The sequence below is a fragment of the Alloalcanivorax venustensis genome (genome assembly GCF_047495515.1).
Lineage (GTDB): Bacteria > Pseudomonadota > Gammaproteobacteria > Pseudomonadales > Alcanivoracaceae > Alloalcanivorax > Alloalcanivorax venustensis.
Map to the genome: position 1 here is coordinate 959,091 of NZ_CP179934.1, position 21,797 is coordinate 980,887.

The 21,797-nt window shown below is 67.7% G+C and carries 17 protein-coding genes; 5 read left to right on the top strand and 12 right to left on the bottom strand.

All coding sequences use genetic code 11. The annotated features are described in order from the left end of the window. Positions 1 to 25 precede the first annotated feature (25 nt). The 3 genes from gshA to ACMG4O_RS04605 form a co-directional block, all read right to left on the bottom strand. Positions 26 to 1,609 carry a glutamate--cysteine ligase gene (gene gshA / locus ACMG4O_RS04595; RefSeq protein ID WP_348321515.1) on the bottom strand — a complete coding sequence of 528 codons (1,584 nt, stop codon included), beginning with the start codon at positions 1,607 to 1,609 and terminating at the stop codon, positions 26 to 28. Positions 1,610 to 1,681: 72 nt separating this feature from the next. Continuing rightward, the gene (locus tag ACMG4O_RS04600) at positions 1,682 to 4,024 is read right to left on the bottom strand and encodes a Tex family protein (protein ID WP_414434511.1); all 2,343 of its coding nucleotides are present in this window, start codon (positions 4,022 to 4,024) and stop codon (positions 1,682 to 1,684) included. A gap of 142 nt (positions 4,025 to 4,166) precedes the next feature. Further along, positions 4,167 to 4,529, bottom strand: coding sequence for a response regulator (locus ACMG4O_RS04605; RefSeq protein WP_142947491.1), 363 nt, complete (start codon positions 4,527 to 4,529; stop codon positions 4,167 to 4,169). Between the two features lie 212 nt (positions 4,530 to 4,741). On the opposite strand from ACMG4O_RS04605, the gene ompR reads away from it, so the two are divergent. Both ompR and ACMG4O_RS04615 read left to right on the top strand, forming a co-directional pair. Next, entirely contained in the window at positions 4,742 to 5,452 is a 711-nt protein-coding gene (gene ompR, locus ACMG4O_RS04610; protein WP_142947490.1) for a two-component system response regulator OmpR, read from the top strand. 23 nt (positions 5,453 to 5,475) lie between these two features. Then, a complete protein-coding gene (locus tag ACMG4O_RS04615) occupies positions 5,476 to 6,792 on the top strand; it encodes an ATP-binding protein (protein WP_414434512.1) in 1,317 nt (438 codons plus the stop codon). A gap of 1 nt (position 6,793) precedes the next feature. Here ACMG4O_RS04615 and ACMG4O_RS04620 read toward each other — a convergent pair whose 3' ends face one another. After that, positions 6,794 to 7,987, bottom strand: a complete 1,194-nt coding sequence (locus tag ACMG4O_RS04620) for an MFS transporter (RefSeq protein WP_142947488.1) — start codon at positions 7,985 to 7,987, stop codon at positions 6,794 to 6,796. Positions 7,988 to 8,106: 119 nt separating this feature from the next. Then, complete coding sequence (locus ACMG4O_RS04625; protein WP_255442153.1) at positions 8,107 to 10,083, bottom strand: CocE/NonD family hydrolase; 1,977 nt, start codon at positions 10,081 to 10,083, stop codon at positions 8,107 to 8,109. 220 nt (positions 10,084 to 10,303) lie between these two features. Between ACMG4O_RS04625 and ilvD the strand changes: the two genes are divergently transcribed. Next, positions 10,304 to 11,992 (top strand): dihydroxy-acid dehydratase, encoded by a 1,689-nt coding sequence (gene ilvD / locus ACMG4O_RS04630; RefSeq protein WP_142947487.1) that lies wholly within the window; start codon positions 10,304 to 10,306, stop codon positions 11,990 to 11,992. A 31-nt stretch (positions 11,993 to 12,023) separates the two neighbouring features. Here the strand turns inward: ilvD and ACMG4O_RS04635 are convergent, their stop codons facing one another. Further along, entirely contained in the window at positions 12,024 to 12,461 is a 438-nt protein-coding gene (locus ACMG4O_RS04635; RefSeq protein WP_142947486.1) for a carboxymuconolactone decarboxylase family protein, read from the bottom strand. A gap of 135 nt (positions 12,462 to 12,596) precedes the next feature. On the opposite strand from ACMG4O_RS04635, the gene ACMG4O_RS04640 reads away from it, so the two are divergent. Next, on the top strand, positions 12,597 to 13,997 hold the full coding sequence (locus ACMG4O_RS04640) for a PLP-dependent aminotransferase family protein (protein ID WP_142947485.1): 1,401 nt from the start codon (positions 12,597 to 12,599) through the stop codon (positions 13,995 to 13,997). Between the two features lie 10 nt (positions 13,998 to 14,007). Here ACMG4O_RS04640 and ACMG4O_RS04645 read toward each other — a convergent pair whose 3' ends face one another. From ACMG4O_RS04645 to ACMG4O_RS04665, 5 genes are all read right to left on the bottom strand, one after another. Continuing rightward, positions 14,008 to 14,241: a DUF5062 family protein gene (locus ACMG4O_RS04645; protein WP_142947484.1), complete on the bottom strand. Its 234-nt coding sequence runs from the start codon at positions 14,239 to 14,241 to the stop codon at positions 14,008 to 14,010. Further along, positions 14,238 to 15,380, bottom strand: a complete 1,143-nt coding sequence (locus ACMG4O_RS04650; RefSeq protein ID WP_142947483.1) for a PQQ-dependent sugar dehydrogenase — start codon at positions 15,378 to 15,380, stop codon at positions 14,238 to 14,240. Before ACMG4O_RS04650 ends, ACMG4O_RS04645 begins: the two co-directional genes overlap by 4 nt. A gap of 90 nt (positions 15,381 to 15,470) precedes the next feature. Then, positions 15,471 to 16,130, bottom strand: coding sequence for a glutathione S-transferase family protein (locus ACMG4O_RS04655; RefSeq protein ID WP_142947482.1), 660 nt, complete (start codon positions 16,128 to 16,130; stop codon positions 15,471 to 15,473). Between the two features lie 40 nt (positions 16,131 to 16,170). After that, positions 16,171 to 16,959, bottom strand: a complete 789-nt coding sequence (locus ACMG4O_RS04660; protein WP_142947481.1) for a glucose 1-dehydrogenase — start codon at positions 16,957 to 16,959, stop codon at positions 16,171 to 16,173. An 80-nt stretch (positions 16,960 to 17,039) separates the two neighbouring features. Then, positions 17,040 to 17,972 carry a YihY/virulence factor BrkB family protein gene (locus tag ACMG4O_RS04665; RefSeq protein WP_142947480.1) on the bottom strand — a complete coding sequence of 311 codons (933 nt, stop codon included), beginning with the start codon at positions 17,970 to 17,972 and terminating at the stop codon, positions 17,040 to 17,042. Positions 17,973 to 18,093: 121 nt separating this feature from the next. Between ACMG4O_RS04665 and ACMG4O_RS04670 the strand changes: the two genes are divergently transcribed. Continuing rightward, positions 18,094 to 19,401, top strand: a complete 1,308-nt coding sequence (locus ACMG4O_RS04670) for a carbohydrate porin (protein ID WP_142947479.1) — start codon at positions 18,094 to 18,096, stop codon at positions 19,399 to 19,401. Here ACMG4O_RS04670 and ACMG4O_RS04675 read toward each other — a convergent pair. After that, the gene (locus ACMG4O_RS04675) at positions 19,398 to 21,788 is read right to left on the bottom strand and encodes a glucose/quinate/shikimate family membrane-bound PQQ-dependent dehydrogenase (protein WP_370202883.1); all 2,391 of its coding nucleotides are present in this window, start codon (positions 21,786 to 21,788) and stop codon (positions 19,398 to 19,400) included. The two genes, ACMG4O_RS04670 and ACMG4O_RS04675, sit on opposite strands and share 4 nt — an antisense overlap. Positions 21,789 to 21,797 lie beyond the last annotated feature (9 nt).

Sequence of the window (21,797 nt, forward strand, 5' to 3'; positions counted from 1 at the left end):
AACGACCATTCGTCAGAATATAGGCTTAGCCGCGGAAATAGGCCTCCAGGTACGCCTCGAACGGCATCTCCGCTTCCGCTTCCGCCGCCTGTTGCTCCGCCAGGCTGTCTTCGGCGAGGCGCCGCCACTCGGCTTCCAGGTTGGTGTCCAGCGGCCGCGAACGGAAGTGATCCCGGTGCGCCAGGGCCTGGTTCATGGCGAAGCCGAAAAAGCTCTGCTGCCGGCTTTCCAGCTTGTCGAGAATGCGCCCGGACGGGGTGGCGTCGGGCTCTAGCAGCTTCTCGCGCTGCTGCTCCAGGGCGTCCCGGTAGAGCCGGCCGTGCTGGCCGTCATGGCCGTGGCAGCGGTCGAACAGCTCGGCGATGGGCAGCATCTGGTCGAGCTTTTCCAGCCCCCAGTTACGCAGCGAGACCGACTTGCCCCAGTTGTTCAGCTGCACGCCGGTGTTGCGGCCGTCGTAGACCACCCGGCGCAGGTTCTCCTTGCTGGCGTCCAGGTCGCAGTGTTCCAGGCGCGGCGATTCGCGCAGCAGGCAGTAGGTGGCGAACAGGTCCAGGAACCGGATTTCCTGCTGATTGATGCCCACCGGCTCGAACGGGTTGAGGTCCAGGGCGCGGATCTCGATGTATTCCACGCCGCGCCGCTGCAGCGCCAGGGTGGGGCGCTCGCCGCTGTTGATGGTGCGTTTCGGGCGGATCGACGAGTAGTACTCGTTCTCGATCTGCAGGATGTTGGCGTTGAGCTGCTGGTAGCGGCCCTGCGCGTCGCGCACGCCCAGCTTCTGATACACCGGGTCCGGCGTCTTCATGGCGTGGGTCAGGGTGCGGACATAGTCGTCCAGATTGTTGTAGCTGATCGCCAGCGACGACTGGGCGTTGTTCTGGTAGCCCAGGTCGCTCATCCGCAGGCTGGTGGCGTTGGGCCGGTAGAGGCTGTGGTCGAAGCGCTCCAGCAGCTGGTGTTCGCGGCCGGCCAGGAACGACGAGCACAGCGCCGGCGAGGCGCCGAACAGATACACCAGCAGCCAGGAATAGCGCTGGAAGTTTCGGGTCAGGTCGAAATAGCGCTGCGAGATATAGTCCCGCAGCGGGGCCTCGCTGCCCTCCAGCTCGCGGTTGATGCGCCAGAACTCATCCGGGAACGAGAAGTTGTAGTGGATCCCGGCGATGGTCTGCATCTTGCGCCCGTACCGGTGGCCCAGGCCGATGCGGTAGATGTGCTTCATGCGGCCCACGTTGGAGCTGCCGTATTCCGCCACCGGCACGTCGTTGTCGTTGGCGATCATGCAGGGCATGGAGTTCACCCACAGCAGTTCGTCGTCGATGTGCCGGTAGGCGTAGCGGTGCAGATTCTCAAGAAACTCGATCGGCTGCTGCAGGTCGGTGCTGGGCGGGGTGATGAATTCCAGCAGCGATTCGGAATAGTCCGTGGTGATATACGGATGGGTCAGCGCCGAGCCCAGCTCCCGGGGGTGCGGAGTGTGCGCGAGCAGGCCCTGGTCGGTGATCCGCAGGCTTTCCTTCTCGATGCCACGGCGAATGTGAGCCAGGGTGGCGGCGGCTTCGGAATCCAGCAGTGCCTGGATTCGCTGGCTGAGCGTATCGGTCATGGGCCTATCCGACAGGGAGGTTGATCGCGCGGCCTGCCAGTATGGCAGGCCCGGGGCCGGTTAACATCAGGGTCAGCCGCGCTTGTTCTTGTCTTCGAACGCCTTCGCGAAGGCCGCGCCCAGGGCGCCCTGCGCCGCCGGTTTCTGGCCGCCGCCCGACTGGCCGCGACCGCCGCCCTTGGGCTTGCCGCCCCGGCCACGGGGGCGGCCGGCGGGGGCGTCGGCGCTTTTCGGCTGGTCCTGGTGGCGTTCGTCCAGGCGCATGGTCAGGCTGATGCGCTTGCGGGGCAGGTCCACCTCCATCACCTTGACCTTGACGATGTCGCCGGGCTTGACCACGTCGTGGGGGTCTTCCACGAACTTGTCGGCCAGGGCGGAGACATGAACCAGGCCGTCCTGGTGCACGCCCACGTCCACGAAGGCACCGAAGTTGGTGACGTTGGTCACCGAACCTTCTAGCAGCATGCCTGGCTTCAGGTCGTTCAGCGTCTCCACGCCTTCCTTGAACTCCGCCGCCTTGAATTCCGGGCGCGGGTCGCGGCCGGGCTTTTCCAGCTCGCTGAGAATGTCGGTGACGGTGGGCAGGCCGAACACGTCGTCGGTGAAGTCCCCGGCGTTCACTTTCTTCAGGAAGGGCGCGTCGCCGATCAGGTCTTTGAGCGGCCGGCCGTGTTTTTCCGCGATGCGCTCCACCAGCGGGTAGGCTTCCGGGTGCACTGAAGAAGCGTCCAGCGGGTTGGCGCCGCCCATGATGCGCAGGAAGCCGGCGGCCTGCTCGAAGGTTTTCTCGCCCAGGCGCGGCACCTGCTTGAGCGCGCCGCGATCACTGAAGGCGCCGTTCTTCTCGCGGAAGGTAACGATGTTGCCGGCGATGGTGGTGTTGAGGCCGGCGATGCGCGCCAGCAGCGGCGCGCTGGCGGTGTTCACGTCCACGCCCACGGCGTTCACGCAGTCCTCCACCACCGCGTCCAGGGAGCGCGACATCTTCACCTGGCTGACGTCGTGCTGGTACTGGCCCACGCCGATCGACTTCGGATCGATCTTCACCAGCTCCGCCAGCGGGTCCTGCAAACGCCGGGCGATGGACACCGCGCCCCGGAACGACACGTCCAGGTCGGGGAACTCCCGCGCCGCCATTTCCGACGCGGAGTACACCGAGGCGCCCGCTTCGGACACCATGATTTTCTGGATATTACGGTCGCTGAGTTGCTTGACCACCTCGCCGGCCAGCTTGTCGGTCTCGCGGCTGGCGGTGCCGTTGCCGATGGCGATCAACGACACATCGTGCTTGGCGCAGAGTTTGGCCAGCGTCGCCAGGGACTGATCCCACTGCTTCTTGGGCTGGTGCGGGAAAATGGTGGTGTGTTCCAGCAGCTTGCCGGTGGGGTCCACCACCACCACCTTGACGCCGGTGCGCAGGCCCGGGTCCAGGCCCATGGTGGCCTTGGGGCCGGCGGGCGACGCCATCAGCAGGCTTTTCAGGTTGCGCGCGAACACCTGGATCGCTTCTTCCTCGGCCATTTCGCGCACGCGGCCGAGCAGCTCGGTTTCCAGGTGGGTGTTGAGTTTGATCTTCCAGGTCCAGCGCATCACCTCGCCGAGCCAGTCGTCGGCGGCGCGGCCTTCGTGACGCCAGCCCGCCACCTCGGTGACCATCGCTTCGCAGGGGTGGGGCTGGGCGCTTTCCAGCTCCTCGGGCAGCACCATGGAGACGTGCAGCACGCCCTCGTTGCGGCCCCGGAACAGCGCCAGCGCGCGGTGGCTGGGAATGTTCTTGAGCGCTTCCTGGTGTTCGAAGTAGTCGCGGAACTTGGCGCCCTCTTCTTCCTTGCCGTCGGCCAGCTTCGCCTGCACTTGGGCCTTTTCCCACAGGAAGGTGCGCAGCCGGGTGAGCAGCTCGGCGTTTTCCGCGAAGCGCTCCATCAGAATCTGCTTGGCGCCGTCCAGGGCGTCCTTGGCGGTGGCGATCTTGTGCTCTTCGTTCAGGTAGCCGGCGGCGGTCTGCTCCGGATCCTGGCCGGGATCGTCCAGCAGCGCGTCGGCGAGCGGTTCCAGGCCGGCCTCGCGGGCGATCTGCGCGCGGGTGCGGCGCTTGGGCTTGTACGGCAGGTAGAGGTCTTCCAGGCGGGTTTTGGTGTCCGCTTCCTGGATCGCCTTTTCCAGTTCCGGGGTCAGTTTTTCCTGTTCGGCGATGCTTTTGAGGATGGTCTCGCGGCGCTCTTCAAGCTCGCGCAGATAGCGCAGCCGCTCTTCCAGTGTACGCAACTGGGTATCGTCCAGACCGCCGGTCACCTCCTTACGGTAGCGGGCGATGAACGGCACCGTGGCGCCTTCGTCCAGCAGGGCCACGGTGGCCGCCACCTGCCGGGGCTGGGCGTTGATTTCCTGGGCGATCAGTTGTTCGATGCTTTGCATGGAAGAGTCCTGGCTTGCACGGCGGCGCGCGCGGTATGGCGCCGCTTTATAACGAAACGACCGGAATCATAGGGAATGACTCCGGCCGTTCATAGATTGACGTGACGGGGCGGGCTATGGTTGCTGCGGGGAGCGCCGGGCTTCAGCCCAGCACGCGCTTGATCATCGCCGCCAGTTCCGGCTCCTGGGCCGGCTTGACGATGTAGCCGGCGGCGCCCTGGCGCTCACCCCAGACTTTGTCGGTTTCCTGGTCCTTGGTGGTGACCAGAATCACCGGAATCCCGCCCAGCTCGGCGTCCTTATTGATCTTGCGGGTGGCCTGGAAGCCGTTCAGCTCCGGCATCACCACGTCCATCAGGATCAGGTCCGGCTTCTGCGCACGGGCCTGTTCGATGCCCTCCAGGCCGTTGCTGGCGGTGATTGCCTCGTGCCCCTGATTTTCCACCATCTTGACCAGGTTGGTCAGTTGCGTGGGTGAGTCGTCCACCACGAGAATCTTGGCCATCTTTGTCTCCTTCGGAACCCATCGGCGGGCGCATGATAGCAGGCCCGGGGGCAAAGGTAAGCCGATCCGTTCCGCCACCAAGCGCCGCATGGCGTCACCGGTTCGCGGCGGCCGGTAATCTTTCTATACAATCCAGATTTGCCTGCCGGACGCGCGGCGGGTACACCGGGCCTCCGGGATCCATTCCCGTAGTCCTTTCGGCGAGGAGCACCATGAGCGAACAAGTGGAAAAGATTCTGGTGGTGGACGATGACGCCCGCCTGCGCGGTCTTCTGCAACGGTTCCTGGAAGAGCAGGGCTACGCCGTCAAGGCGGTGGCCGACGCCGACCAGATGGACCGGGCGCTGTCCCGCGAGATCTATTCGCTGATGGTGCTGGACCTGATGCTGCCCGGCGAGGACGGCCTGTCGATCTGCCGTCGCCTGCGCGACGACGACAACCGCCTGCCGATCATCATGCTCACCGCCAAGGGCGACGACGCGGAACGCATCGAGGGCCTGGACGCCGGCGCCGACGACTACCTACCCAAGCCGTTCAACCCCAAGGAGCTCAGCGCCCGCATTCGCGCCGTGCTGCGCCGCCATGTGCGGGAAGTGCCCGGCGCCCCCAGCAAGGACGAATCCGTGGTGCGTTTCGGCCCCTGGAGCCTGGACCTGGGCAACCGCACCCTGGCCCGCGAGGGCGAGCCGCAGCCGCTCACCACCGGCGAGTTCGCGGTGCTCAAGGCGCTGGTGCAGAACGAGCGGGAACCGCTCACCCGCGACAAGCTGATGAGCCTGGCCCGGGGCCGCGAATGGTCCGCCATGGAACGCTCCATCGACGTGCAGGTGTCGCGCCTGCGCCGCCTGCTCGAGGACGACCCGTCCAAACCGCGCTATATCCAGACCGTCTGGGGCGTGGGCTATGTGTTCGTGCCGGACTGAACGCCGGCGGGTAGAATCCCTCCATGCCCAACTTCCTGCCCAAAAGCTCGTTCGCCCGCTCGGCGCTGATCATCGGTCTGGTGATCGGCCTCAGCCAGGGCATCACCCTGTGGTTTTTTGCCCGCAACGCCTATCTGCCGGGCATCCGGGAATACGCCCGCCTGACCGCCCTGCAGGCGGAGCTGGTGTTCCAGAGCGAGGGCGACGCCAGCCTGTCTCGGCAGCTGGGCGAGACCACCGGCATTAACGCCGGCACGCCGCCGGAACTGCGCCGCCCGGAAAGCCTGATTCTGTCGCGCCCGGTGGTGGAGCGGTTCCGCGACGAAGTCTCCGAGCTGCTCGGCGAGGCCGCCACCGTGCGCCTGGAAGACGAGCGCCAGCCGGTGCTGTGGGTCACCGCGCCGTCGTTCGGCGACCGCTGGTTGCGGGTGCCGATGGCTTTCTTCCGCGACTACGACCGCTACCTGCTGCTGGGCTGGGGTGTGACGGTGCCGCTGCTGGCGGTGATCGGCGGTCTGCTGATCGCGCGCAGCCTCAACCGGCCGCTGCGGCGGCTGGCGCGGGTGGCGCTCAAGGTGGGGCGCGGTGAAGCGGTGCCGGTGCTCGACGACAGCCTCGGCCCCACCGAGATCCAGGCGGTGAACCGCGCCTTCAACCGCATGACCAGCCAGCTTCAGCAGTCCCAGCGCGACCGCGCCCTGCTGCTGGCGGGGGTGTCCCACGATCTGCGCACGCCGCTGACCCGGCTGCGGCTGTCGGCGGAATTCCTCAACGACGAGGAGATGTCCCAGGGCATCATCGCCGACATCGAGGACATGGACGCGATTCTCGATCAGTTCATTTCGTTTATCCGCGACGGCGCCGACGAGCAGCCCGACTACGAAAACCTCAATGACCTGATCGACGAGGTGGCCGCCAAGTACCCCGGGGAGCAGCTGCGCATCCGGCAAAAAGACCTGCCGCGGCTGATGCTCAAGCGGCTCACCGTCAAGCGCATGCTTTCCAACCTGATCACCAACGCGCTCAAGTACGGCGCCGCGCCGGTGGAGATCGACACCGCCCTGGACGACAACGCCCTGGTGCTGGTGGTGCGCGACCACGGCAAGGGCGTGCGCGAGGAGGACATTCCCTTGCTGCTGCAGCCGTTCTCCCGGGGCGAGAAGGCGCGCACCCTGAGCGGCAGTGGTCTGGGGCTGGCCATCGTCAAGCGCATCGTCGACATGCACCACGGTGAGATGGCATTGGACAACCACCCCCACGGCGGCCTGCGGGTGACCATCCGCTTCCCGCTCACCGGGCAGCTGGTGCAGCCGGAGACGCTCTCCGCCGGGGTGCGCTAGCTCAGTCCGGACATTCCGCCGGCGCCGGCTCCAGGGCACGGCCGGCGAAGAAGATCAGCAGACCGCCGGCGGCCAGCGCCGCCCCCACCAGACCGCTGCTGGACCAGGGCACGCCCTGGGCGATCACCACGCCGGCCAGCCAGGCGCCCAGCGCATTGGCCATGTTGAAGGCGGCGTGGTTGAGCGACGCGGCCATGGTCTGGGCGTTGCCGGCCACGTCCATCAGCCGGGTCTGAATGGTCGGGCCCAGGGCCATGCTGGTGCCCACCAGGGCGACGAACAGCAGCCCCGTCCACACCTGGTTGGCGGCCACGAAAAACAGCGTCTGCACCACCAGACACCAGATCAGAATCAGCGGAATCGCCTTGAGCAGGTTCCAGTCCGCCACCCGCGCGCCCACCAGGGTGCCGATGATGGTGCCCACGCCGAAGATCGCCAGCACCACCGGCCCCAGGGATTCCGCCATGCCGGCCTGCTGGGTAAGCGTCGGCATCACGTAGCTGAACACCGCGAACATGCCGCCGAAACCGATGCTGGCGATGCCCAGGGTGAACAGCACCTGCTGGTTGACCAGCGCGCCCAGCTCGCGCAGCGGGCTGGCGTCCGGGTCGCGGGGCACGAAGGGTACGAACAGACGCACCATCAGCGCGGTGGCGAGGGCGATGCCGCCCACGGCGGCGAACGCCACCGGCCAGCCGAACTGGTTGCCGGCCCAGGTGCCCAGCGGCGCGCCAAGCAGGATCGCCACGGTCAGCCCCATCATCACCCGGGCCACCGCCCGGGCACGCTGATCGGACGGCACCGCGGCGGCGGCCACCAGCGCCGCCACGCCGAAATAGGCGCCGTGGGGCAGCCCGGCGATAAAGCGCAGGCCGACGAACGACCAGAACCCGGGCGCCAGCGCACTGGCCAGATTGCCCAGCGCGAACACCAGCATCAGACCGATCAGCAGTTGCCGTTTCGGCACCTTCGCCGCCAGCGCGGAAATCAACGGGGCACCCACCACCACGCCCAGGGCGTAGCTGCTGATCGCGTAGCCGACCTGCTGCGGCGACACCGAAAGGTCGCCGGCGATGCGGTTCATCAACCCCATGATCACAAATTCGGTGGTGCCGATGGCGAAGCCGCCCAGCGCCAGGGCGAGCTCGGCAAGACGGGGGTGTGAGGCGACCGGCCGGGTGGCGGAAACGGACATGCGCGGGCTCCGGATGGGTGGAAAGCCGCGCATTGTCGCAAAGCGGGGTGAACAAACGAAGTCGGTTTTGTCTATCGGTGAAACAGCCCGCCGCGACCCGTGGTCACGGCGGGGCAGGGCTATTGCAGGGCGTCCGCCGGCACCAGCGGGATGTTCACCCGCGACGGCATCGCCGGGGTGCTATACACGGTGAGCAGGCCGAGCAGCCCCTGCAGCAGGTCCGGCAGCGGGCTCAGGCCGTGGGGCAGGTCGCTGGCGCCGACGCTGATGCGCAGCCGGTGGCCGGCGGGGATCACGGCGCTGGTGGGGAACACCTCCACGTCGGCGCGGAACGGCTGCAGCGGCCCCACCGGTTGTTGCGATTCGGCGGTGAACGGGTGCCAGGGTTGTACCAGCTTGCCGTTCATAAAGCGCGAGCGGGTGGCGTCGAAATCACTCATCGAGGCCATCTGGATGCCGTTGCTCAGCTCCCGGGACAGGCCGTTGGGGTCCACCACGCTGACCCGCACCACCACGTTGCTGTCCAGCGCCGTGGTGGAGGCCCAGATCTGCCCGCCGATGGGGCCGTTGATGGCCATGTCCTCTTCCATGGGCTCGCTGGTGTAGACCGCTTCCAGCAGCTCGGTGACGTTGTTCTGCGCCTGGCACGGCGGCGTGATCAGGCCCAGCACGCCGGCGGTCCACTGGCTGGCGCTGGCCGAGCACAGGCCGTTCACCGGGGTTTGCAGCAGCGAGGTGCGGCTGTCACCGGTGGGCGCCTCGCGGCGGATCTCGCCGAACAGCGGCAGGCCCGGTTTGCCGTGCAGATAGAACACCTCGGCGCGCGCTTGCGGGTGGGGCCAGTCCTCGGCGGTGACGTAGCGCTCCGCGCCGGTGTAGTACTGGGTCACCGGCGGGTAGTCGCCGGCGCCGGTGTCCATGCCTTTCAGGTACTGGTCGAACCAGGCCAGGCGGATGTTGGCCAGGGCGGGCACGCCGTCGGCGGGCAGGCCGGCGCCGGAGGAGCCGTCCAGATGTTCCCAGGGGCCGATCAGCAGCTTGCTGGTGGTGCCGTTGTTCTTGAGGCCTTCGTAGATCAGCGGTTCGCCGCGCTGGAAGATGTCGCGCAGGCCGCCGACCACGAAGGTGGGCGCGGTGATCTTGTCGATCTGCTCCAGCGGCGAGCGCTGGCGCCAGAAGTCGTTGTCGTACTTGTTGTCGTCGCCGATCAGGGCGCCGCCCACCACCGGCACCGGGAACTCGGTGAGGGTGCCGGTGAGATGATCCAGCAGGGTGTTCAGGTAGTAACCGGGCTCGTCGTTCTCCAGCCCCACCGGCGTGGGAATGATGCCCAGGCCGGTGACCAGCGCCACCCACAGCGGGATAAAGCCGGCGTTGATCTGGCCGCCGCTGAACACGATGTCCCGGTAGGCGTCGCCCATCGGCACGATGGCGAACACGGCGTCCACGCCGTCCGGGCGCTGGGCGCCGGCCAGCAGCCCGGTGATGCCCATGTAGGAGGCGCCGTTCATGCCGATGGTGCCGTTGCTCCAGGGCTGGTCGTCGATGTAGTCGAGCAGCTCGCCGATGTCCTGATGGTCCACCTCGCTGAACGCCTGCCAAGTGCCCTCGGAGGCGCCGGTGCCGCGCATATCGACAATGATGTAGGCGTAGCCGCGCTTGACCAGATAGGGGTCGGCGGCGCCGATGGCGCCCAGGAACTGGTTGTAGCCGGTGAAGGTGGCCACCACCGGGAAGGGACCGTCGGCGGGCTCGCCGTTTTCGCCGGCGGGCAGCGTCACCGTGACCGACAGCCGGATGCCGTCGCGCAGGGTGATCAACTGCTGGGGCAGGTCCACCGTGCCGGGGTATTCCTCGGGGCGCTCATAGGGCGCGTCCCAGGTCAGGTTCACCGGCTCGGGCTGCGGGTCCGGTTCGGGCTCCGGCGCCGGCGGTGTGGTCGGCGCCGGTGCCTCCGGGTCGCCGGCGTTCGCTGTTTGCGGGCCCGGTCCGGCGCTGTCGCTGCCGCCACCGCCGCAACCGGCGAGCGCGAAGAGGGTCAGGAAAAACAGAACGGGCAGCGGAAGGTGCTGCCCCGCGTGGCGAAGAAGAAGCATGCTGGTGTCCCCTGGCATTATTGGATTAATGGGGAAGCCGACCGGCCTGGGCTAGTCAGTTGTTTGTCTATGCAAGGTTACCCAGTGGCGGCGCCGGTCACTGTTGGCACGATGGTGCGAATCGGTGACGAAGCTTGGGTTTATGTGGCGCTGTGTAACAGCGGGATCACTGGTATGCTGCTTCGCCACCCGTTTCCGCTTTGCCGACAGGAGAAATCCGATGACCGACGACCACGCTTCCGATCCCCGCCGCCGTTATTCCGCCCCGGTCGTGGACGGCGTGGGCAAGGCACCCAGCCGCTCCATGCTGCGCGCCACCGGTTTCACCGACGAGGATTTCACCAAGCCGCAGGTGGGCATCGCGTCCACCTGGAGCCGGGTGACGCCGTGCAACATGCACATCAACACCCTGGCGGACGAAGCCGGCCGGGGCGCCGACGCCGCCGGCGGCAAGAGCGTGATCTTCAACACCATCACCGTGTCCGACGGCATCGCCAACGGCACCGAGGGCATGAAGTACTCGCTGGTGTCCCGGGAAGTGATTGCCGATTCCATCGAGACCGTGGCCGGCTGCGAGGGCTTCGACGGCCTGGTGGCCATCGGCGGCTGCGACAAGAACATGCCCGGCTGCCTGATGGGGCTGGCGCGGCTCAACCGGCCGTCGGTGTTCGTCTACGGCGGCACCATCAAACCGGGCAAGAACCACACCGACCTGATCTCCGTGTTCGAGGCGGTGGGCGCCCACGCCAAGGGCGACAAGTCACTGATCGAAGTGAAACAGGTGGAGGAAGAGGCGATCCCCGGCGCCGGCTCCTGCGGCGGCATGTACACCGCCAACACCATGGCCAGCGCCATCGAGGCCCTGGGCATGAGCCTGCCGGGCAGCTCCGCCCAGAACGCCGAGGACAACGACAAGCTGGAAGACTGCCGCGCCGCCGGCGAGGCGGTGCTCAAGCTGCTCGATCGGGACATCAAACCCCGCGACATCCTCACCCGCGAGGCGTTCGAGAACGCCATCACCGTGGTGATCGCCCTGGGCGGCTCCACCAACGCGGTGCTGCACCTGATCGCCATGGCGCACACCGTGGACGTGGCGCTGTCCCTGGAGGACTTCACCCGCATCGGCAAGAGGGTGCCGGTGCTGGCGGACCTGCGCCCCAGCGGCCACTACATGATGAGCGAGCTGGTCGCCATCGGCGGCATCCAGCCGCTGATGAAAACCTTGCTCGACGCCGGCCTGCTGCACGGTGATTGCCTCACCGTCACCGGCAAGACCCTGGCGGAAAACCTGGAAAACGTGGCGCCCTACCCGGAAGAGCAGGACATCATCCACGCCCTGGACCAGCCGATCAAAAAGGACAGCCACCTGCGCATCCTCTACGGCAACCTGGCGCCCACCGGCGCGGTGGCCAAGATCACCGGCAAGGAAGGCACCTACTTCAAGGGCAACGCGCGGGTGTTTCACTCCGAGGAAGAAGCCACCGACCGCATCATGGACGGCACCGTCACCGCCGGCGACGTGCTGGTGATCCGCTATGAAGGGCCCAAGGGCGGACCGGGCATGCGCGAAATGCTCACCCCCACCTCGGCGATCATGGGCCGTGGCCTGGGCCAGGACGTGGCGCTGATCACCGACGGCCGTTTTTCCGGCGGCAGCCACGGTTTCGTGGTCGGCCACCTGACCCCGGAAGCCCAGGAGGGCGGCCCCATCGCCCTGGTGGAGACCGGCGACGAAATCATCATCGACGCCGAGGCCAACACCATCACCCTGAACGTGGAGGAGGCGGAACTGGAACGCCGCCGCGCCGCCTGGACCGCGCCGCCGCCGCGCTACACCCGGGGCGTGCTGGCCAAGTACGCGAAAACCGTCAGCTCCGCCTCCCTGGGGGCGATCACCGACGGCGACTGATCACGTCGCCGCCGGCGAGCCCGCGGGCGGGCTATTCCGGCTCGCGCCGGAAGCCCACGCTGAAACGGTTCCAGACGTTGATCATCGCGATCACGTAGGTCAGGTCGGTGCGCTCTTTCTCGGTGAAGTGGGTGGCGAGCCGGTCGTACTCGCGGCTGTCGTCCATGGGCTCGCTGAGGCGCGTGAGCCGTTCCGTCCAGGCCAGGGCGGCGCGCTCACGCTCGCTGAACCACGGCGCCTCGCGCCAACCGGCCAGGGTGTCCAGAACCTCGTCCGGCACCCCGACCTTGCGGGCGTCGCCGGCGTGCATGTGCATGCAGAACGCGCAGCCGTTGATCTGCGAGGCGCGCTGCTGCACCAGGTGCAGGAGACGGGGTTCCAGGCCGCTGGCGTCGTACACCTTCTGGCAGCCGAACAGATGCTTCATGGTATCCGGTGACGCCTTGTAGAAGTCGAATCGCGCTTTCATCACGAACTCCTTTATGTCTTGCGGGTTATCGAGGGTCGTCGAGAAACGGAACACGCTCAGGTTAGAATCCGATTGGTTCGCGAATAAGATCCAATTTCGCGTATTTCACGGGACCAATCAGCGAGGGCCCGGTCCGTGCAAATTCACCTTTCCCTGGACGGGGCCGGCGGCCTCGGCCAGCGGCTTTACGAGAGCCTGCGCCGGGCGCTGATCGACGGTCAGGTGCCGCCCGGCGAACGGCTGCCGTCCAGCCGTGTGCTGGCGGCGGAGCTGGGGGTGTCCCGGCGGCTGGTGGTGGAGGCCTACGAGCGGCTGGTGGCGGAAGGGTTTCTCGGTGGTGCTCCCGGCCGCGGCACCTTCGTGTTGCGGGTGCCGCCGCCACTGCCCCGGGAAGCCGAGAGGCCCGGTCCGGGCCCCGGTGCCCACTGGCGCCCGTTGCCGGACTGGGGCGGCCGGCGGGCGCCGGGCCGGCACAACTTTCCCGGCGGCGTCACCGACCGGGCGCTGCTGCCCTGGGCGGCCTGGCGCCGGGCCATGATGGCGGCCCTGCGCGAAGCGTCCCGGGACATCGGCCTGTACGGCGACCCGCGCGGCGAAGCGTCGTTGCGCCTGGCCATCGCCCGTTACCTGGGCTACAGCCGGGGGCTGGCCTGCGACGGGGAGTCCCTGTTGATCACCCAGGGCGCCCAGCAGGGCCTGGATTTGCTGGCCCGGGTGCGGGTGGCCCCCGGGGACACGGTGGCCGTGGAGGAGCCGGGCTACCCGCCGGCGCGGGCGGTGTTCGAGGCCCGTGGCGCCCGGGTGGTGCCGGTGCCGGTGGACGACCAGGGGCTGCGCGTTGAGCGCTTGCCGGAGGCCGCCAGTCTGGTCTACGTGACCCCGTCCCATCAGTTCCCGCTGGGCATGCCCATGAGCCTGGAGCGGCGCCTGGCGTTGCTGGCGTTCGCCCGCCGCCACGGCGCCCTGTTGGTGGAGGACGATTACGACGGTGAATTCCGCTTCGAGGCGCGCCCTCTGGACGCACTGAAAAGCCTGGACCGGGAGGGGCACGTGGCCTACCTGGGGTCGTTTTCCAAGGTGCTGCACGCGGACCTGCGGCTGGGCTACCTGGTGATGCCGCCGGGGCTGGCCACGGCGTTGTTGCAGGCCCGGACCTTCAGTGACGGCTACCCGCCCCTGGTCACCCAGCGGGCGCTGGCCAGGCTGATGATCGACGGTGATTTTGCCCGCCACCTGCGACGCATGCAGCGGCTCTACACGGCCCGGCGCACCCGGCTGGGCGACGCCCTGGCGGCGCATCCGGCGCTGTGGACACCACTGCCCCAGGTGGCGGGCATCCATGTGGCGTTGCGTCTGAGGTCGCCGGTGGCGGACCTGCCGGCGCGGCTGGCGGACGCCGACATCCGCGCCAACCCGCTGGCGTCGTTCTACGCTGGCGAGGCCTCCCAGGACGGGGTGCTGCTGGGGTTCGGTGTGATCGACGGCGAGGCCATCGACCGGGGCGTCGCCGCCCTGGCCGAGGCGATCACCCGCTGAGTGCGTTTGCCTATTGCTTGGAGGCCCAGATCGCCAGCTTGTGCTGCATGGACTGCTGCGACACCTGATCCTCCGGCAGCGGCTGGATCAGGTTGTCGTGCACCAGCAGCCGGTAGATGTATTCCACTTTTTCGGCGGCGGAATCGGTGGGTTCGAATTCCACCACGCCGCGCTTCTCGCCGTACTCCATGCCCAGCGCGATGGCTTTCTTGACCAGTTCCTTCTCGTTCTTGAGTTTCTTCATGACGGTGGCTCCACACGCAGCAACTTGCCGTCCGGGGCATCGGTGAGCAGGTAGAGATGCCCATCGGGGCCCTGCCGCACATCGCGGATGCGCGCCCCCCGCTCCTGCAGATAACGGGTTTCACTGGTCGTTTCGGTACCGTCGAACGCCACCCGGTTGAGGTGGGTGAGCTTCAAGGCGCCGGACAGCACGTCGCCCTGCCAGTCAGGGTAGCGGTCGCTGGTTACGATGACCATGCCCGAGGGCGCGATGGAGGGCACCCAGTAGTGCAAGGGCTGGGCGTAGCCCTCTTTCTTTTCCTGGCCGATGTCCGGGCCGTAGTACTCGTTGCCGTAGGTGATCACCGGCCAGCCGTAGTTGACGCCGGCCTCCACCACGTTGATTTCATCGCCGCCGCGCGGGCCGTGCTCGTTGAGCCAGGGCTCGCCGGTTTCCGGGTGCAGGGCCATCCCCTGGGGGTTGCGGTGGCCCCAGCTCCAGATCGCGGTTTTGGCACCGTCCTGCCCCACCAGCGGGTTGTCGGCGGGCACGCTGCCGTCGTCATTGACGCGGATCACGCTGCCGCCGTGGCCACCGGTGTCCTGGGCGCGCTCGCGCTGGCCCCGATCGCCCACGGTGATGAACAGATAGCCGTCGTTGTCGAACAGGATGCGGCCGCCGAAGTGCTTGGCGGTGTCGGTGCAGGCGTCGGCGATGAACACGTCCTGGAACTGCTTCAGCTCACCGTCGGCGTAGAGGCCATGGCCCACGGCGGTGGTGGCGCCGCCGTCGCAGGCCTTGGCGTAGCTGATATAGAGACGCCGGTTATCGGCGAAGTGGGGGTGCGGCACGACATCGAACAGGCCGCCCTGGCCCTTGGCCACCACCTCGGGCACCCCGGTTACCGGGGCGTCGCGCAGCTCACCGTCAACCACGCGGCGCAGGTCGCCGCTGCGCTCGCTGATCAGCCATTCGTCGGTGCCGGGCACGAAGGCCAGCGACCAGGGGTGGTTCAGACCTTCCACCAGGGTGGTGGCGTTGACGGAGGGGTCGTCGTCCGGCTCGATCGGGCCTTTGGCGTCCGCGCAGGCGGACACCAGCAGCGCGCCGACCAGCGGCAAATAACGGGACAATACGGAGGCGGGCGTGGGTCCAATCATGATCTCGGGTCTCACCGGCGAATGAATGACACCAGTGAGCATGCCATGACGACATCGGACCGTGAAGGAAGGCGCCCGCCGTCCGCGTGCTTATTTGCCGCCGCGGGCGTACTTGAGGAACTTCTCCATGGCCAGATCCCGCTCGGCGGCCACGCTTTTGGCGCTGTCGCGCTCGTTGAGGCGCGCCAGGAGCTCGGCGCTGCCCGGCGCCTCCGCCAGCAGATCAATGCCGAACAGCTTGCCGGCCACCGCTTTGGCCAGGTCCGCGCTGTACAGGAAGAACACATCCGCGGCGGTCAGCCGGTCGCCGGCCAGGAACGGCTGCCAGCCTGCCTTGCGGGCCAGGGCACGGATGCCTTTGAGCAGGGCCTCGCGGGTCTGTTCCTTGGTTTCGTCACTCACCTGGCCGCCGAAAAAGACCTCCGGATAGCAGCGCCGGGCGGGCAGTTCCAGGTACAACTCGATGTGTTTGACGAGCTGCTTCACCTGGGCCTTCTCCAGCGGGTCGGCCGGGTACAGCGCCGGGCCTTCGGTGGTCTCGTCCAGATATTCCAGAATCACGTTGGTTTCCGACAGGAAGACGCCGCCGGTTTCCAGCACCGGCACCTTGCCCATGGGGCTGACGCTGAGTACCGCGTCCTCCTGGCTGGGGTACAGCGTGGCCTGCTCAAACTCGAGGCCTTTTTCGCGCAGCGCGAATTTGACCATGTTCACGTAGTTGCTGGCGTCGAAGCCGTGCAATGTCAGCATTATTGTTCTCCCGAAGAACGATTCATTGGTAAGCCGGTGTTCAGAGCGCGGTGAGGCCGCCGTCCACCGCCAGCTGGTGGCCGGTGACGAACGACGAGGCGCCGGACAGCAGCCAGATCACCGCCTCCGCCACTTCATCCGCTTCGCCGACCCGGCCGAGCGGGTGCATGGCGCGGTGGAACTGGCGCTGTTTTTCTTCACTGGCGTAGCCGGCCTTCGCCGCCTGCTCAATGGCCCGCTCCATCATCGCGGTACGGATGATCCCCGGGCAGACGGTGTTCACGCGGATGCCCTGCAGGGCGTACTCGGCGGCGACACTCTTGGTCATGCCGATCACCGCGTGCTTGCTGCCGGCGTAGGCGGCGCGGCGGGGCGCGCCCACCAGGCCCGCCACCGAGGCGGTGTTGACGATGCTGCCGGTCTTGCGCGGCGCCATTACGGCGGTCTGGTGCTTCATGCACAGCCACACGCCTTTGACGTTGATGGCCATGACCCGGTCGAACAGCGCTTCGTCGACGTCGGCGACCTTGTCGTTCTCTTCTTCGATGCCGGCGTTGTTGAAGGCGCCGTCGAGCTGCCCGAAGGCGTCCACGGTGGCGGCCACCAGCGCCGCCACCTGGTCGTCGCGGCTCACGTCGGCGGCCTGGGCGCGGGCCTCGCCGCCGGCCCGGCGGATCGCGTCGGCGGTCGCCTCGGCGGCGTCCGCGTCGATGTCGGACACCATCAGACGGGCGCCGTCGCGGCCCAGTTTTTCCGCCGTGGCGCGGCCGATACCGCCACCCGCGCCGGTGATCAGCACCACTTTATCTTTTAAGGAATGATCGCCCATGTCCCCTCCCGAGATTAAAAAAATAATAGGGGAGCATACCCCACCCGGCGGTGGGCGCCGAGCCTGCCGTGCCCGGCCGGTTAACGGCCGGCGGGGTCCTCGAGCATCTGACGGTGCACCCGGACCGCCGTGCGGCTGGGGCGGATGGTGATGCCCCGCGCCTCGGTGTGGGCCCGGGTGATGGCGGCGCCGAACAGCAGAATCAGCGAGGAGTAGTAGACCCACAGCAGCAGCAACACCAGTGAGCCGGCGGCGCCGTAGGTGGACGCGGTGGCGGTGTGGGACAGATAAAAAGCGATCAGGAAGCGCCCGAGAATAAACAAAAGGGCGGTGACCAGGGCGCCGGAGAGCACGTCTTTCCAGCGCAGTACCGCGTCCGGTAGCACCTTGAAAATGGTGGCGAACAGCAGCGTCACCACCACCACCGAGACCAGGGTTTCCAGGCTTACCACCAGGCCCGCCGGGATCGGCAGCCAGTCCCGGGCGAACACCATGATCGCCTGCAGCACCACGCTCAGGAACAGCGACACCATCAGTACGAAACCGATGGACAGCACCACGGTGAGCGACATCAGGCGGCTTTTCAGCAGCGCCAGGATGGTGTTGCGCGAGGGGCGCGGCGCGATGTCCCAGACGTTATTGAGGGAGCGCTGCATCTGCGCGAACACGGTGGTGGCGCCGACCACCATGGCGCCCAGGCCGATCAGCGTGGGCAGGATGCCGCCCTGGTCGATCTGGTTGGCGGCCACGGCGGTGCGTACCGTCTCGGCGGCGTCGGGGCCGATGGTTTCCTGCAGCTGGGTCATGATCCGCGCCATGGCGGCGTCGGTGCTCATCACCAGGCCGATCACCTGCACCGCCAGGATCACCACCGGGGCGATCGAGAACAGGGTGAAAAACGCCAGCGCGCCGGCGTAGCTGACCGCGTTGGCTTCCAGCCAGAAGCCCACCGCGTTCCTGGCCACGCGGTACACATATTCGGCCGCCTGAATGAGGGGGTTAGGCAGGTTCATGGGCTCCAGTGTAGCGGTTGGGGGCGCCCCGGCCTATCGCCGCGAGGAGCTCGGTTGTTGACGTATTCCGCGCCGAGGCGGAATCTGCAAGGGCAGGTCACCGGCATCAAGGAGGAAGGCCATGACACGGAAACGCTTTCGCGCGCGGGCGCTGGTCGCGGCGCTGGCGATCTTGCCCCTGTGCGCGCCCTGGGCGGCGGTGCGCGCGGCGCCGCTGGACCCCGGCGGGGATTACGCGCTGGGGGACTGGGCCGGCACGCGCACGGACCTTGCCCGTCAGGGGGTGCGGTTTGATCTCGGCTACGTCGGCGAGATGGCCCACAACCTGAGCGGCGGGTTCCGCGAGGATGGCCGCCTCGCCTACGCGGACCAGTTCCATGCCTCGCTATCCTTGGACCTGGAACGTCTTGCCGGCGTGAACGACGCCGACTTCAAGATCACCCTGACCAACCGCAACGGTGAGAACCTGACTGGCGAACGGCTGGTGGACCCCGCCACTGGCGGCGTGTCGTCGGTGCAGGAGGTGTTCGGTCGCGGCAACGTGACGCGGCTCACCCAGCTCTGGTTTCAGCAGGGGCTGTTCGGCGGGGCGCTGGAGTACAAGCTCGGCCGCATTCCGCTCAGCGACGACTTCGCCACCCTGGAGAGCCGCTTCCAGAATTTGTATCTGGGCAGCGGCCAGCCGGGCAACCAGGCCGGCGCGGTCTGGTACAACTGGCCGGTGTCGCAGTGGGGCGGCCGGGTGAAAGTGCAGGACGGCGCCCGGCGCTATCTGCAGCTTGGCGTGTTCGATCAGAACCCGGAAAACCTGGATCCGGATCAGGCTCTGGATCTGTATCGTCACGGCAGCGAAGGGGTGATCACGCCGGTGGAGGTGGGCTGGGTCCCGGACAAGGGCCCCGGCGGCCTGCCCGGCAAGTACAAGCTCGGCGCCTACTACAGCAGCGCCGAAGCCACCGACTATGAGGACGGCGGCACCCGCGAACGTCGCTACGGCGGCTACTTCGTGGTGCAACAACAGGTGAGCGCGCCGCACGGCGACAGGCGCGGCCTGACCCTGTTCAGCCAGGGCAGCTGGCACGACCCGGACACCGCCTATGTGGCGCGCTACCTGTCCGCCGGCGCGAGCTGGCGCGGACCGTGGCAAGGGCGCCCCCGGGATGAGCTGGGTGTGGGTCTGGCCTACGCGGAAATCGGCGACGCCTACGTGGACTCGGCTACGGCGGGCAATCCGCTGGTGGCCGGCCCCGGTGCCGCCGGCTATGTGCCGCCGCAAAGCGATGAATGGAACGCCGAGCTCTATTACGGCATCCACATGACGCCCTGGCTGACCCTGCGGCCCAACCTGCAGTACCTGGTCCACCCGGGCGCCAACGACGCGGTCGATGACGCCTGGGTGGTCGGCACCACGGTGGCGCTGACGCTTTAGTCGTCCTTCAGACCGTAGGCGATGATGGCGTCGCCGGCCTTGGTGCCCAGGGAACCGTGGCCGCCGGCCACCACCAGCAGGCGCTGGCGGCCCTGGGAGTCCAGGTAGGTCATCGGCGTGGCCTGGCCCCCGGCGGGCAGGCGGTCTTCCCACAACTGCTCGCCGGTGGTGACGTCGTAGGCGCGCACGTAGTAGTCGATGGTGCCGCTCATGAACGCCACGCCGCCGGCGGTGACGATCGGGCCGCCCAGATCCGGCACGCCCATCTTGAACGGCAGCGGCAGTGGCGACTGGTCGCGCACGGTGCCGTTGCGGTGCTTCCACACCACCTCGCCGCTGCGCAGATCCAGGCCGGCCACATAGCCCCACGGCGGCTGCTGGCAGGGCAGCCCCAGCGGCGACAGGAACGGCTTCAGGGAGACCGCGTAGGGGGCGCCGTAGTTTTCGTTCAGCCCCGGTTTGCCGTCGGACACATAGTTGCTGGTGTCGTCCTGGCGCGGGATCAGCGTGGAAACGAACGCCAGATAGGCCGGCGTGGTGAACGCCACCTGGCGCTCCGGGTCCACCGCCAGCGCGCCCCAGTTGAACACGCCGAAATTGCCCGGGTAGATCAGGCTGCCCTGTTCCGACGGCGGCGTGTAGCGGCCCTGGTAGTTCAGCCGCTGGAACTGGATACGGCAGATCAGCTGATCGAACAGGGTGGCGCCCCACATGTCGCGGCCTTCCAGCGGCGGCGGGTTGAGGCTCAGCGAGGAGCTCGGCTGGGTGTCGGCCACCGGCTGGTAGCCGAGGCTCTCCGGTGCCTTGTCTTCGCTCACCGGCAGCACCGGCTCGCCGTTACGACGGTCGAGCACATAGATGTCGCCCTGCTTGGTGGGCGCCACCAGCACCGGCACGGAGCCGTCGTCGGTATCCAGGTTCATCAGACTCGGCTGAGCCGGCACGTCCATGTCCCAGAGGTCGTTGTGCACGGTCTGGAACACCCAGCGCAGCTCGCCGGTGTCGATGTCGAGGGCGACGATCGACGACGAGAACGGCGCCGACTCGGTGGTGCGGTCCTTACCCCACTGGTCGGGCACCTGGTTGCCCATGGGCAGGTAGATCAGGCCGAGCGCTTCGTCGACGCTGGACACCGACCAGGAGTTGGGCGTGCTGGCGCTGTACGTTTCGCCGGCGGCGATCGGGTCGGTCTGCTCCGGATTGCCCGGGTCCCAGTTCCACACCAGTTCGCCGGTGTCGACGTCGTAGGCGCGGATCACCCCGGACGGCTCGCGGGTGGAGACGTTGTCGTTCACCGCGCCGCCGATGATGACGTAGTCCTCGGTGACCACCGGCGGTGAGGTGGAGTAGTAGAAGCCCGCCTGCTGGTGCGGCATGTTGGCCCACAGATTCACCGAGCCGTTGTCGCCGAAGCCGGCGCAACGCTCCCCGGTTTCCGGGTCGAGGGCAATCAGGCGGGCGTCGCCGGTGGGCAGAAACAGGCGGCGCTGGCAGGTCGAGGCGGCGCTGCTGTCCCGTTCGCCGGAGGCGGCCACCGCGCTGTCCTCGCCGGGGGCGGGGGTTTCCGCCTGCTGGTGGCCGTCGAAATAGGAGAGGCCGCGGCAGGTCTGGTGCTGGCGGCTGATGTCTTTGTCGATTTCGGGATCGAATTTCCAGATCTCTTCGCCGCTGTCCGCGTCCAGGGCGATCACCCAGTGGTGCGGCGTGCACAGATAGAGGGTGTCGTCGATTTTGAGCGGGGTCACCTCGTAGGTGGTTTCCACCGGGTCGCCCTCACCGCGCAGATCCCCGGTGTGGTAGGTCCAGATCGGCTCGAGCCGGTCGGCGTTGTCCGGGGTGATCTGATTCAGGGGCGAGTAACGCTGGCCGAACCCGGTGCGACCGTAGGCGTGCCAGTCGCCGTCGGGGATGTTGCTTTGCGAGCTCTGCGCCGGCTGCGGGGCGCGGGCGGTGGGCAGTTCACCGCGCACGCCGTTGGGGTCCGGGCCGAGCACCGCCGTGAGCGCCAGGGCCCCGGCGGCGACCACCATCACCGCCACCGGCCCGGCGGCCAGCCCCCAGGGCTGACGGCCGCTGGCGTTCAGGCCGCGCGTTACCCAGGGTGTCATCAGCCACAGGCCGATGGCCACGATCACCACGCCACGGGGCATCAGGGCCCACCAGTCCAGGCCCACTTCCCACACCGACCACAGGCCGGTGCCGAGAATCAGCAACGCGTAAATCCAGAGGGCGCCGGGCCGGCGCAGCACCATCAGCGCCCCGGTGAGCAAAAAGCCCAGCCCGGCCAGCAGGTAGTACCAACTGCCGCCGAGCACCGCCAGCCAGCCGCCGCCGCCGGTCAGCGCCAGGCCGATCAAAACCAGAATCCATCCTGTGAACACCGCCATGGTCTTCTC

Excerpts from the sequence above, each read along its gene's own strand:
- ompR (WP_142947490.1), top strand. The coding sequence starts at position 4,742 with ATGAGCGAACAAGTGGAAAAGATTCTGGTGGTGGACGATGACGCCCGC.
- ACMG4O_RS04605 (WP_142947491.1), bottom strand. The coding sequence starts at position 4,529 with ATGGCCAAGATTCTCGTGGTGGACGACTCACCCACGCAACTGACCAAC.
- ACMG4O_RS04670 (WP_142947479.1), top strand. The coding sequence starts at position 18,094 with ATGACACGGAAACGCTTTCGCGCGCGGGCGCTGGTCGCGGCGCTGGCG.
- ACMG4O_RS04635 (WP_142947486.1), bottom strand. The coding sequence starts at position 12,461 with ATGAAAGCGCGATTCGACTTCTACAAGGCGTCACCGGATACCATGAAG.
- ACMG4O_RS04615 (WP_414434512.1), top strand. The coding sequence starts at position 5,476 with ATGCCCAACTTCCTGCCCAAAAGCTCGTTCGCCCGCTCGGCGCTGATC.
- ACMG4O_RS04620 (WP_142947488.1), bottom strand. The coding sequence starts at position 7,987 with ATGTCCGTTTCCGCCACCCGGCCGGTCGCCTCACACCCCCGTCTTGCC.
- ACMG4O_RS04665 (WP_142947480.1), bottom strand. The coding sequence starts at position 17,972 with ATGAACCTGCCTAACCCCCTCATTCAGGCGGCCGAATATGTGTACCGC.
- gshA (WP_348321515.1), bottom strand. The coding sequence starts at position 1,609 with ATGACCGATACGCTCAGCCAGCGAATCCAGGCACTGCTGGATTCCGAA.
- ACMG4O_RS04675 (WP_370202883.1), bottom strand. The coding sequence starts at position 21,788 with ATGGCGGTGTTCACAGGATGGATTCTGGTTTTGATCGGCCTGGCGCTG.
- ACMG4O_RS04625 (WP_255442153.1), bottom strand. The coding sequence starts at position 10,083 with ATGCTTCTTCTTCGCCACGCGGGGCAGCACCTTCCGCTGCCCGTTCTG.
- ACMG4O_RS04655 (WP_142947482.1), bottom strand. The coding sequence starts at position 16,130 with ATGCTGACATTGCACGGCTTCGACGCCAGCAACTACGTGAACATGGTC.
- ACMG4O_RS04600 (WP_414434511.1), bottom strand. The coding sequence starts at position 4,024 with ATGCAAAGCATCGAACAACTGATCGCCCAGGAAATCAACGCCCAGCCC.
- ilvD (WP_142947487.1), top strand. The coding sequence starts at position 10,304 with ATGACCGACGACCACGCTTCCGATCCCCGCCGCCGTTATTCCGCCCCG.
- ACMG4O_RS04645 (WP_142947484.1), bottom strand. The coding sequence starts at position 14,241 with ATGAAGAAACTCAAGAACGAGAAGGAACTGGTCAAGAAAGCCATCGCG.
- ACMG4O_RS04650 (WP_142947483.1), bottom strand. The coding sequence starts at position 15,380 with ATGATTGGACCCACGCCCGCCTCCGTATTGTCCCGTTATTTGCCGCTG.
- ACMG4O_RS04660 (WP_142947481.1), bottom strand. The coding sequence starts at position 16,959 with ATGGGCGATCATTCCTTAAAAGATAAAGTGGTGCTGATCACCGGCGCG.